Genomic DNA, 13,825 nt, shown 5'->3' on the forward strand with positions numbered 1-13,825 from the left:
TGATTTACACCGGCTTCTGCGCCAACCTGTGCATCGTGGACTCGCCCGCCGCGATGAAGGCGATGAACGGACTCGGCTACCGCTGCGTCCTGCTGCGCGAGGGGACGCTGATAGGAATTGCTGATAGGCTGATAGGAATTGCTGATAGGAATTTTGATTTCAGGGTGATTCGGAAGAAGTGTCATAGAAGTGCCCCCCAGATGTTTTTTAGTGCTTTGAGCCTAATGAGCTGATAGGAAGCTGATAGGAATTGCTGATAGGAATTTTGATTTGAATTTTGATTTCAGGGTGATTCGGAAGAAGTGTCATAGAAGTGCCCCCCAGATGTTTTTTAGTGCTTTGAGCCTAATGATTGTGGATTATAGCATATAAAAATGAGTAAGTCAAGCGAAAAGTTGAGGAAAAGAGGAAAAGAGGAAAATTTTGGGGGAAGTGGTGTCCCAAGATGATCACGCCAGATTGGGCCATCAAGTGGAAAAGAAAGGCCTTATTCCCATAGGAGAGATCGTCATAGAATGGTTCGCAGGTAACTTCAGGGGAAGTAGCTTTCGACCTAGTCACCTGAACAATAATTTGTACCATTATAATGTTCGCAGGTAACTTCAGGGGAAGTAGCTTTCGACCTGTATGGTTAGGTTGTAGACTACTGACGCTGAAAGCGTCGAATTTTAAATAGCCGTAGATGTAATCTACGGAAATAAATCGCAACGTTCGACCCTGCAAGGGTCGAATATTATCCATCGCATAGAATTCAACCCTTTCAGGGTTGGGATGTTCGTAGCTGTTTCGCCTTCCGCAGGTTTCACCTGTGGTTATGTAAAATTCAAACCTTTCAGGTTTGAAGGGAATTGTTTGTAATCTCTAATCATACCGGTCGGTAGCTTTCGGCGGAGGAGAGTGGACATGTTCAGCAATCTGAAAACCTCGTGGGCAAACACTTCCTCAATTTGTAACTACTCAAAACTAAGTTAAGCAGTTAGTTGGGAGACAAAGCAAAATTCCCTCTCCCTTAATGGGAGAGGGATAGGGTGAGGGGTGAAAAGGGTTGTTTATTTCACCCTCCCCTAACCCCTCCCATCAAGGGAGGGGAAGCTCTTATGCCGACCCTGTCGGGTACAAAAGGAGATGAAACTTAACCTATAGCACTATAATTTGTAATGAGCTTACTTTTTTAACTTGATTTTGAGGTAACTACTCAAAACTAAGTTGAGTAGTTACCCTTGAAGAGGCTGTGTCGTAATGCGAGGACTGCGAGCCGAAGGCGAAACAGGAGGGATTGAAACAGGAGGGATTGCTCCCTCCCTCACTCCGTTCGGGTTCGCAATTGACAAGTTTTCAACGTGATTCTGAGTAGATACATTTTGAGTAGATACGTTTTGGGATAGGCCGCTTATTTCAGAACAATCATCCGCCTGGTGCTCACCTGAGAGCCTGCCTGAAGCCGGTAAAGATATACCCCGCTGGATACCTCTTGACCGGATTGGTCTTTTCCATCCCAATAGGCGGCCTGGGCTTTTGAGGCATAGGTTCCTGCCTCCAATTCACCTATCTCCAGAATTCGGACTAACTGCCCGCTAAGGTTGTAGATATTGATAGTGACATATTCTCGCTCCGAAAGGGCAAAAGGAATCCAGGTTTCGGGATTGACCGGATTGGGGTAGTTCTGGGAGATACGGCTGGTGGCAGGAATCTGGTGACTTAAACCAGCTTGGATGAGTTCTTCCAGGTAGGCCTTAATCTCAGCCTCTGCCTCGGTTAGTTTCGGGTTCAGGGCACCCGCTTGCGGGTCGTCGGGTTTTGAGTTCTCTAAATCAGCCGCCTCGATTAGATTGCCCCCATTAAGGGCCTGGTATAAGGCTCGAAAGGCTTCCAGATACTGAGAGTAGTCTAAATTGTCCGATAGCCTGCTCCCCGGCTCTCTGCTTCCGGCTCCCGGCTCTCTGCTCCCTGCTCCCTCCTCCCCGCTCCCGGCTTTTTTATGCCAGTTCAACCCGATAGGTAGAACATCTTTGGCCTCCACCACCCCGTCTCCGTTGGCGTCAGCATAAGTGGCTTCCAGCGGGCTCCAGGCGGTAACTTGCTGGGACTTCCAGTCGGTAGCGGCCCCGGGGCGGATCAGGCCGGTCCGCTTCCAGTAGAGACCAATAGGAAGCACGTCTTTGGCATCTACCCAGCCGTCATTATTGGTATCCCCCGGCCAGACCGTGGCCGTGATTAGCTGGCCCTGGCCTACCTGAATCTTTGAGCCAATGGGAAATAACCCCACCGACCGGCCATTGTGGTCAGTAGCTGTGACGTCACTGAAAGTTAGTTCAATTTGCTCTCCTTTAGCGGCTCCTGAGTTAAGCTTGAACCTCAGATAGGCCAATACCCCTTCAGCCGGGCTTCCCACGCCTATCTGGTGCACACCCCGCTTCCGAGATATCCCAATATTTATCTGACCTCCCTTTTCGTCAACTTTAGCTAACTCCACCTCGTCTCTCATAAAGACCAGATCATCGGGGTTGCTACTCAGGAAACCCCCAGGCGAAGCAGAGACAAAGTCCAGGATATCGCTTCGGCTGTAATTCAGTTTGAAGGCCACGCCAAATAGGTCCTGGGCCGGATGGAGCCTATCTCCCACTTCTACCCTGATTTCAAAGGTCTCTCCCGGGATTTTGACATAGAGTTTTTGATCGAGTTTCAAGGGGATATGTCCCTTAGGCAGGACACTGGTTACCTTCACCTCATCCGGCAGGCTGCTGCGGCCGGCCGCGTCTATTACCACCAGTTGGAACCGGTATACCCCTATATCCTGAGGGGTAAAGGTAGGTTGAACGGTCTGATCCAAAATAATTGTCTCAGGTCCTTCTATTTGGGTCCAGCGGAAGAAGATATTTTCTCCGTCTGGATCAAAACTGGCCGAGCCATCCAGGATCACCAGATTTAGGGTCGTGACCGTGATATCTTCTCCGGCTGAGGCCACCGGCGTTCGACTCTTCTCTTCCCAGGGCAGATAGTCAACATAGTCACTTACCCGGTCTCCTTTGGCATAAGGGTTGTAGGAAGGAGGACCGGGGGAATCATCCAGGGGACCCTTTACATCTCCCCACCAATTGTTTTCGGCTTTAATAGTTACTGTCTCGTCGGTATTTACTACACCGAACCGGAGGTTCCCTGTAATCTCACAGCCGGTTATAACCGGCTGTGAGCCGGTGGTGGAAAAGACTCCATAGTCGTTATTTGGGAGGATCGTTTTAGTTATTTGGGGCGAGCCACCCAGCCGGCAGCTCACGCCGGTGCCGCACTCAAAAATCGTGGAATTACTGATTAGAGGCGAGGCCGAGACAGCTTCCACACCTACCGCCCCATAGCGAATAACTACGCCGTCCAGGGTTCCACGGCTGGTAGCATTGTTAAAGGTAATTCCTCCCCAGTCGCCTTTTCCAGGCGTGGTGGCACCTCCATCCTGGTTGGTGTCTCCACCTAAGGTATCATCTTTTAAAGAGGTGAAATATATCGGCCGCGCTGTCTCTCCCCGGGCCAGAATTTGACCTGACCCGTTGATATAGACCGGACCCCCTAATTTTATGGTCACCCCCGGGTCTATCTTCCAGAGAGAGCCATTATTTACCTTCAGCCCCTCTCTGACGAAGAAAGGACAACTCGTCTCTTTCCAGACCACTGAGGGATCAGTAATATCTCCACAGATACGGATGGCATTAGGAAAGTTGTTCCTAATAAAATTATCCTTGACATAAGCGGCCAGATTAGCCGTAATATCCAAGGGATAGCCAACGTTATAAGAAATAGTGTTGCCCTCAATAACGGGTCTGGTTTCGGCCTGGCAGAAGGTGGCAATCACGCCCAGGTCTTTATCCCGTTCTTCTGAATCATTAAAGGTAATGAGGTTGTCTTTAATGAGGGGAGAGGCACTCCCATACAGGGTTATCGCCCCCTGGACGTGGTAGGATATCTCAGAGCCGATAATATCCGGGGAGGCATCCCTGAGTATAATCCCTTCCTCACTGTAGCGGATGACCGTCTGAGTTAAAGACCCCTGGCTTCCCGGTTCAAAGATGATAGAGGCCCAATCTCCCGGCTTGGAGATGCGGCCGGTAGAAAATCCGTCCCCATTGGTATCCCCTCCAAATGCGTCATCGTAGTAAGAGGTAATAACCACCTTATTATCTTCTTCCCCCCGGACGGTTAATTTACCTTCCACCTTAAATCCGCCGGTGGTCTTGACTATGACCCCGGGTTCAATATCAAGTTTCACCCCGGGCGAGATGAGGATATAGTCAAAGTAGATAGGGGCGCTGGATTTCCAGACAGTATCCTTTATCTGCAAGGCCGCCTCGATAAAGATGCCGTTATGAAGGTTGCCTGTAATCTCGTTTCCTTCAATCACATATCCCCCAATGCCGGGGTATAATGAATCCTCGCCTTTGTGGACAGCCCAACCATTATTGTTGGCGATCCGGTTGTTTCTAATATCTTCCGAGGCCCTGGAGTTGCTGTATATTCCACCCTGGCGGTTGGAGGAGATGTTAGAGTTTAAGACTATCAGATCGGTCAGGTTGCCCTTTTCGTAATTGCCCTCGTTTATTATCCCAAAGCCGCCGTTTCTTAAGACCTGACAGTTTTCGATCCTTATCTCTCCCCCGGCTGCCTGAAGACGAATACCATCCATTCCATTGTCAGACAGGTTTGAATTGGTGATTATCAGGATAGTGTCACCGGCCGCGGCGGATTTTGAAGTGGTGATTACCGACGCATTACGGCCAGCGGCCTTGGCCGGCAGACAGCCTTTGGATCCGCTTGAATCGGCGGTTGTTGGGGGAACACGATCAGCCTGAGGGAGGTTTGAATCTGGAGTTACCGGGGTGATACTGCCGGTATCAGAGGGGCTTGAATCCGTGGTGGCCGGAAGGGCGCTGCCGGTATAAAGGAGGCCATATCCAGCGCTATTGGTGACCGTGACATGATCAAGCTGCACTTGAGTAGAGTCGATCTCTAAACTTCCCCGGTAGAACTTCCCCTCTTTAGCCTGTAATAGGCCGGCATACTCTATATGGACAAAACTCAGCGAAGAGTTCCGGCTGGTCGGGGCAAAGCGAAGCCTCTGCCAGTCTCCGGGGACGGCCGGACTGAAGCGGAAGGGCCGATAAGACCCTGATTCATCAGAGGCATCAGGAGACTGGTTCTGGGGGGCGCTAGATGGGGCGCGACTGGAAGGAAGGATATTAATCTCGACCAGGCTCTCCCAATGAGGCACACTGGTAAAGGTAATATTATTCTCCTCGGTGCCGTCAGCCTTCAGGGTGCCTTTGACCATAAATTGTAGTTGGTCCTCATCTTTGGGGCTAAAGAGCACTTCCACCCCCGGCTTGATGGTCAGGGTAGTCCCTTCTTCCACGATGGTGGCCGCCTCAATGACATAAGGACTGCCGTTCACCTCCCAGGTGGTATCCCGGTTAATCACCAGAGGATCATAAGGGGGGTTATCATCTAATATCCTGTTAATATAAGTCGGGATACGGCGCATTGACCAGACATCGCTCCACGGACTCATATTGCCCACATCATCTACGGCCCTTACCCGCCAGAAGTAAACGCTCCCCAAAAGAAGAGGGACACCTTTCACGGTGTAGGCGGGATGGGTAAGCTTGTCGGCGTAGACCTCGGGAGAGGAGAAATCATCATTCCGATCCAGCTCAAAGATGTAGGTAGCGGCCCCGGGCACTTCGGTCCAGGTAAAGGTAGGATAAGCATTGTTCACCTCATCTCCGTTTAAGGGAGAAAGCAGAGTCGGGGCCAGGGGAGGCAATTGATCAATAGTGAAGGTAAAGGTTACGCTCCAGTTCTTCTGGTTAGCTGCCGAATCAAAGGCTTCCACCCGCCAGTAGTAAACGCCCTCACTAAGCTCAAAGGGCGACTCGAAAATGCTCTCTTTGATCTCGCTCCGGTTAATCAAAGGTGAGGCAAAATCCGGTGTGGCGGCCACCTGGAGGGTATATTCCACCCCGGAGCGGTCGGATATTGGCTCCCAGTCAAATTGGGGTCGGTTGTAATCGATGGTATCCCGATTAGCCGGCGTGACTAATATCGGCACCAGATTTTCTCTCATATCCGTATCAATGTAAAGCCTCCATACATCCTCACTCCAGGGGCTGATATTCCCGGCCGTATCAATGGTGCGGACCCGCCAGTAGTAAGTCCCGTCAGGCAGGGGCACGGTAAAGGTAAAGCTGGAGCGCGTGAGCTTTGATTCATCTATTTCCGGAGAACGGAAGTCAATGTTATTATCCACCTGAAGGTGGTAGGTGGCCTCATCTTCATCAGACCAGTCAAAGAAGGGGGCGGCATCCCTGGTATAGGTGCCGTCCGCTGGAGCCACCAAAGTGGGGGCCGAGTCATTGTGGGGGTCGATGATTACGGCCCAGGTAGCGGAATAAGTGGACTCATTGCCGGCCATATCCCGGGCGAACACCCGCCAGTAGAAGATCTTCTTCGACCCAATGCCGGGTAAAAGAGAAGGTGTAAAATTAACCAGGTTAGGAAAGGGGTTCAGTTGAAAGAGTCGGGGCTGATAAACCTCTGGCCCATCCCGCGGATCAGTAGAAAATTTAATGGCCTCATCAAAGCCGTCGGTCAGGTTTTCATCGGTTTCAATCTGAATGAGGTAGAATACGGTTTCGGCATAATCGGCCCCTAAGGTGACTGAGTCGGCCAATTCCCACCATTGAAAGAGCGGGGTCTTATCTCTGAGCAAGGCATAGTTTTCAGGGGCAAGAAGAACCGGGGCGTCAGGGGCGGTGGTATCAATGGTAAAACGCTGAGAAAAGCTCCATTCACTGGCATTCTTGGCACAATCAAAGGAACGGACCCGCCAGTGATAGGTCCCCTCCGGCAGGGCCGGGCTGATGGTGATAAAACTGCCTTCCCAGGTGGGTTCGGTAAAATCAGCTATATCAAGAAGGGGCGAAGAAAAATCAGGGTCATCGTCTATCTGGATCTGATAAGAAAGGCCTGCTTCTGGTTCATCCCAGTCCAGGGTGGGGGTATCGTCGTTGGTCAGGATGCCGTCAGGCGGGGAAGAGATAACGACCATGTCGGATGGGGTTCGGTCAATGGTCAGGCTAAACATTATCTTGCCCGGGCTGATATTACCGGCCGCGTCTGTGCTCCTCACCCGCCAGTAGTAATGTCCTTCCTTCAGTCTAAAGGCCGGGGGCAGGGTGAAGGTTGATTCCTTCAGATTAGGCACCGAGACCATCGGATTGATGAAATTCACCTGGGGATCGTTGTCCAGCTCAAAGATATAGCTGAGCACCTCTTCTCCCCGGTTAACATCCGCCCAGTCAAAGGTCGGGGTGGAGGTGGATAAGCAGCTATTATGTTCCGGGCTGATGGGTCTGGGATCAGGCGGCAGGGTAGTATCTACCTTGAATTTCCAGACCGGACTCCAGCAGAGGTTGCCGGCCTTGTCGGCTGCCCCGACCCGCCATTGATAGATTATCCCGTCTGGCAGGGCATAGGCCCCTATAATATTAAACACGGAGATGGTTTTGGTATTAAAGGGTGTCTGGGCCACCAAACGACCGCCTTCATCCAGGACTTCAATGACATAATGGTCGAACTTGGCATCAGTTACATCTTCCCAATCCAGGGTCGGCGTGGCATCAGGCACAGAGATTCCATTCAGGGGAGAAAGAAGCTGAACCGGACAGGGTGGCACCGTATCGATGGTTACCATCTGGGTCTTCCAGGGACTTAGATTGCCGGCACAATCCCTGGCCCGCACATGCCAGATGTAGTCTCCGTCAGACAGGGCCGTCGTATAGGTTGGCTCAGTTAGATCAGAGACACTAACCAGGGGTGAATTAAACCCTGAGTCGAGTTCACCGAGTTCAAAATCATAAGTTAGCTTCCGGCCGGAACTATCCTGCCAGGGCTTCCAGATAAAGGTGGGGGTCGGATCGTTGATGGCTATGCCGGGGGCCGGCATATCAGAGATAACCTCATTGGCCGGGAAGGTCGGCGGAAAGATGTCTACCAGAAAACTAAAGGGAAGGGAAAGGCTCTCATTTCCGGCCTCATCAATACCCACTACCCGCCAATAATAGGTTTGATCAGATGACAGGACCAGGGGAGAAGTATACCTGGTCGAGCTTAAGATATTACTTCTTAATATCAGCGGAGGCTTGAATTCATCGGTATCCACTTCCACCCGGTAGGTGACCTGAAGGCCGGCGGGGGGCATAAGTGTCCAGCTAAATTCCGGCGTGGTATCCCGGATGCAGGCATTATTGGCCGGTGAAGTAAGCCCGGGCGCCCCCGGGCCGGTGGTATCGACCACAAAGGAGCAGACCTCGCTCCAGTTGCTGACCATATCATTATTGCCTGGGTCAATGGCCCTGACCCTCCAAAACCAGAGGCCATCCGGGAGGGGTGAAGGAGAGTAAGTGGTCTTGGAGAGCCGGCTGACAGAGATGTCAATATCATTAGAATCAGGAATGGAAAAACTCCCATCGTGGTCGATCTGAATCTGGTAAAGGGCCGGAATGGCGCTGGGTGTGCTTACTTCATACCAGACAAGAGAAGGGCTGGAGGTATTTACCTTTTCTCCGCAAGGAGGGAGACGAAGCACCGGCGCGTCCGGGCCTTCCAAAAGACGTTGGTCGATAATCACCTTACGTATCAGGCTCCAATCAACCGGGCACTCCCCATCCTTAGCCGGAACACCCCTTACCCGCCAGAAATAGGTCCCGTTCTTCAGGGCGGTGAGGCTGGTCGGGGTATAAGCCGTGAGGGGGGCGTCAATTCGTTCTTCAACCACAATGGAGTCCCCAAAATAATTGCTGCTGGCTATCTGGAGTAAATAATAGCCGCTCTCGCTGAGTTCAGTGGCCGGCCTCCAGGAAAAAGTGGGGGCGGGGTTGTTGGTCTGGCTGGCCTCTAAGGGAGAAATCAATTCTATCCGGCCAATGGTAAATTCCCAGACAGGGCTCCAGTTGGTGTAGGGTTTCCCCTTTTCATATCCGGCTACCCGCCAGTAGTATTTACCGGCCGGCAGGGAATCAGCCCCAGCTTCTGAGGCCGTGGCCCAATCGCCAGGGGTGTAATAGTTGTTTTCATCCCAGGCCCTGATTAAAGGAGAAAGGAAATCAGGTTGGTCATCTATTTCAATCAGATAAGCATCCGGGCCGGCTATTTCATCCCAGTGCAGGGTCGGCCGGCCGCAGATAACGGATTCCCCCCTGGCAGGTGAGACAAGGACCGGGGCAGACAAGGTGAATTCACACACCTGACTCCAGGTGACAGCATCTCCTCCCACCCGCCAATAGTATCGTTTGGGACTTCCATCCGGTTTAACCTTAAGGGCCAGGGTATCCGGCGTATCGTAGGTAAAAGTAGTCGGACTGAGCCTTACGTTTATCTCAAATTCCAGCGGATAGAGAAAGTCATTGCGGTCATCCACCTGAAGGAGAAACTGGGCCTCCGGGTCAATGCCCCAGCAGAAGAGGGGGGTGGCGTCATAGACGGTGGCCCCATGGCAGAGCTGAGGACATAATTCCATGGTGTTGTCTTGGGATTGCACCGGGCCGAAGGAGGCAAAATAAGGGGTCTCGTTCCCACATATATCTACGGCGGTCACCACCACATAGTAATCGACGTTATCTTTCGGCGTGGGTATTTTGGCTATGGTCGCCGAACTGAAATGGGGAATGCGCACCCACTTCGTGGGTACCCGAGATGGCGGAATAGAAAAATCGGAGAAAGGCTCAGAAGAGAGATAAATATTGTAATGGTCAAAATCAGTTACATAAACAGGGTCCCAGATGACCGTCAGGCTGCCTCCAGTGTCATTAGGGGTATCGGTCACCTTAAGATGAGCCACCGCCGGGGGAGGGGTAAATCCGAAGTAAGTAAGTGAGTCTGGCTGGTCAGGCGGGGATTCCCGATTGCCTGCCCTGTCAACGGCTATGGTGTAGAACTGATAGGTGCCCGGTCTTTCCGGGAAGAAGTCGAGGGTGCAGGAGAGACACTTCGCCACAAGATTGCTTTTTTGCCATCCCTGCCCATCTATTTGGAACCACAGCTCGATTTGGCGCACACCACTTCGGTCATCGTAGGCCTGAATTTGCAGTTCAAAGGGGTCAATTATAATAGGCTCTTCTTCCGCACACAGCGGAGAGGAGACATAAGAGACAGGGGGGGTGATGTCAAAGTTGTCAATAGAGGCGACCGGTCCGGCCCAGATGGGGTCAGGGATTTCATTTCCGCAGACATCAGCCGCGGTCACGGCCACGTATTGATCTAAATAGTCTTCTGGGGTAGGCACAATGGCCATAGTTACGGATCGATCGTAAATAGCCGGAATAACCGGAGTCAATCCTAAAATGTTATTCAGAGGTGTAGACGAAAGGTAGACCTTGTAATGATCAAAATCTGCTGCCTGGCTTTTTTCCCAGGACACGGTCAGCCAGCCGCCGGTGTCGTTGGGGGTATCAATGGCTTTGACATAGTTAAGGCGCGGTGGGGGGATGGTGCCCCAGTAGGTGCGTGAGTCAGGGGTTAAGGGTCTGGATTCTGTATTGCCGGTTCGGTCTCTGGCAATGGTGTAGAATTCATAGACCCCCTCTCCCGAAGGGGTGAAAAAGAAGACCTCCCGCGGCTTATCAGTAGAAAAGCCGCTCTCCCGAAATTCTCCCTCATCCTTACGATACCAAAGAACCACCTCGGCCAGATTACTCCCGCTGTCATCCCCGGCCTCAATCCTGACCGGTATGTCCCCGGTGGCCACACATTCCGGCGATGAGGCCGTAGAATAGGGGGCCTTTATATCAGCATTATTGATGGAGTGAACCGGGCCGAAGTCGATCACCTCAGGATCTTCATTACCACAGATATCAACCGCGGTCACGGCCACGTAGTAATCTAAATAGTCTCTGAGGGTAGGGATGGTGGATAGCGGATTTTGAATGGTCAGAATTGGAGTCAGTCCTCGAATGTCTTTTATGGCTGAGTGGCTCAGGTAGATATGGTAATGATCAAGGTCTTCCACCGGGCTGGGGTCCCAGGTAGCTATCAGACTCAAGCCGGAATCCTGGGGGGTATCAACCACTTTCAGATTGCCAATGGGCGGCGGTGGAGTTTTCCCAAAGTAGGTGATGGAATCAGGAATAGACGGTGGGGTTTCTGTATTTCCGTTCCGGTCAATGGCGATACTATAAAATTCATAGTCACCTGGTCCCGGTGGGGTGAAGTTCAGGGTAGCCGAGACCTCTGAGGTGGAAAGCCCGCTGGGCCTCCAACTGCCTTTATCCTTTCGATACCAGAGGTCTACTTTGGCTACCCCGCTTCCCTGGCGATCAGCCGCCTCAATAGTGAGATAGATGTCTCCGCTTAAGACACATTGGGGAGAAGAGACCTTAGAAGCAGGGGCCAGGCGGTCTGAATCATCAGTTGATTGAACCGGGCCAAATCTCGCGGCCTGGCTTTCGTGGCCACAAATATCAACGGCTGTTACGGCCACGTAATAATCAACATAGTTCTTAGTAGTAGGGATTTCGGATTTCGGATAGGAGATGATCAGAATGGGAGATAGTCCTTGAATGTCTTCTATGGGTGAATTGGCCAGGTAGATATTGTAATGATCGAGGTCTGAAGCAGGTGATGCCTTCCAGGTGGCGGTGAGGCTCCGGCCAAAATCGTTCGGGGTATCGACGACCTTAAGGTTCTCCAGGGGTGGAGGTGGCGTTAGATCAAAATAGGTTTCAATATCCGGTTTTTCGGGTGAAGACTCGGTATTTTGGGCCATATCAACCACGATGGTATAGAATTCATATTTGCCTTCGCCAGGGAAGATAAAGCTGAAGGTCCCATGGCTTGCTTCTCCCCTGGAAGTGGTGGTGCCATCAGCACAACATGGCCCTGGATCCGGCACCAAAATTTCTTCGATAGTTCCCTGATTAGCTAATCCACTGTCCACCCAGGGCCCATTATTCCGACGGTAGTAAAGTCTGATCTCCTTGATCCCGTCCATAACATCCCGGGCTTCAAAGGGGATCAAGATTTCAGATTCCCAAACACATTCGGGTATGGTTAAGGCCTGGGAGCGAGGGGCAGTGATGTCATAAATAGTCAGGCTGTCAGCTTCAGACGGGTGAGATTCTATGCTTCCCCGGCTATCAATAGCCTGGGTAAAGAACTCATACCTGCCTTCTCCACTGGGTTGAAAATCAAAGGTCCCCTGATTTCCGGAAAGGATAAGACCGCTGTCTCTCCACTGGCCTCCATCTTTTCTGAAGAAGAGCCTGACCTTGGCAATGCCGTCCGGATCAGAGGCCTCAAAACTTACCTTGATAGGAGAGGAATTGACATAGGGCGGAGAAACGGCTTTTGAGGCAGGCTCAGTTGGGTCATAGAGATAGACTATATCCGGTTGCCCGTCGTTCCCGGCAATAAGGTCCAGGTAGCCGTCGGCATTGAGGTCTCCGAGGACCACGTCGTAAGTGTTGGCCTTACCCAGGGCCTGACCGGAATCAGAGAAGCGGCAATCTCCCTGGTTAAAATAGATCCGGTTAGGCTGTCCGTAAGAGCCGATGGCGATGTCTAAATCACCATCCTTATCTATGTCTCCCATGGCCAGTCCGTAGGTATTGGAATTGGGATTTAATGCCTCTTCGCAAAGGGTGAAGATTCCTAAGCCGTCATTAAGATATATCTTGTAATTAGAGTGACCCAAGTCAACCGCTACCAGATCAAGATCGTCGTCATCGTCCATGTCGGCCAGGGCAATAGCCGTGGTGGGGCAGCAAACCCCCAAATCCTGGTTGGAATCAGTAAAAACCCCCCTGCCGTCATTCAAATAGATGCGGTCAGCCTCTCCCCCGCTGTGTCCGGCCGCGATATCCAGATCACCATCCCCGTCCACATCACCTAAGGCCAAACTAATGGTATTAAATTGTCCTAAGGCCTGGCCAGAGTCGGTGAAGTGGCCCAGACCGTCGTTGGTAAATATCCGATCCGGGTTCCCATACCGATTTCCCACTACCAGGTCAAGGTCTCCGTCACCATCTAAATCACCCAGGCCCAAACTATGGGTAAAAGAGCTGGTCAGGGCTTGACCGGAATCGAAAAAATAACCCTGCCCATTATTAAGGTAGACCCGATTGTCTTCATCCTGATTTCCGGCGACCAGGTCAAGGTCTCCATCATTATCTAAATCTCCCAAAACCACATCAATGGTGGCGGCCTGACCTAATCGCTGGCCTGAGTCCCGAAAATAGCCGGTTCCATCGTTGAAATAGATGAGATTAGGTTCACCCACCCTGTTTCCCACTGCCAGATCGAGATCACCATCGAGATCAATGTCCCCTAAGGCGATTGATCTGGTCCGCGATTCACCTAAGGCATCAACCGGATAAAAATTACCACCATAAGCAGGTGGACGGCAAAATATTACCCCCAAAGTAAAAATGACTGTTAGGCTAAGAAATTGCTTCATCATTGGCAGGACACCTCCTTCGAATAAATAGTGTAGTGGCGTAGTGTGATATTACTGAACATGATGCTCGATGCTCGATCCTCGATGCCCGATGCTCGAAGCTGGTAAAGGATCCAGTATCGAGTATCGGGCATCGAGGATCGAGCATCGAGGTTGTGTCTCTGTGGTGAACGATTACATCTGTGCCATCTGGAAAAATCTGGGGTAACCGTTCAGCCACAAAGCCACTAAGCCACGAAGAGAATGATAGAATAGCACACGGATGACACAGATTTTGGCGGATTCTCACGGATTTTTTCTAATAAATTTTTATCCGTGTCAATCCGTCTC

General features: G+C 51.4%; 3 protein-coding genes. 2 read left to right on the top strand and 1 reads right to left on the bottom strand.

The genetic code is table 11. The annotated features are described in order from the left end of the window. Window positions 1–233: hypothetical protein (locus AB1797_08150; protein ID MEW5767581.1), on the top strand; the 233-nt coding region annotated here is incomplete at its 5' end. Between the two features lie 1,157 nt (window positions 234–1,390). On the opposite strand, the gene AB1797_08155 is transcribed toward AB1797_08150, so the two are convergent. Beyond that, on the bottom strand, window positions 1,391–13,498 hold the full coding sequence (locus tag AB1797_08155; protein ID MEW5767582.1) for an Ig-like domain-containing protein: 12,108 nt from the start codon (window positions 13,496–13,498) through the stop codon (window positions 1,391–1,393). A gap of 67 nt (window positions 13,499–13,565) precedes the next feature. Between AB1797_08155 and AB1797_08160 the strand changes: the two genes are divergently transcribed. Next, window positions 13,566–13,703 (top strand): hypothetical protein, encoded by a 138-nt coding sequence (locus AB1797_08160; protein ID MEW5767583.1) that lies wholly within the window; start codon window positions 13,566–13,568, stop codon window positions 13,701–13,703. Window positions 13,704–13,825: the final 122 nt, after the last annotated feature.

Source organism: bacterium, assembly GCA_040753085.1.
Classification (GTDB): domain Bacteria; phylum UBA9089; class JASEGY01; order JASEGY01; family JASEGY01; genus JASEGY01.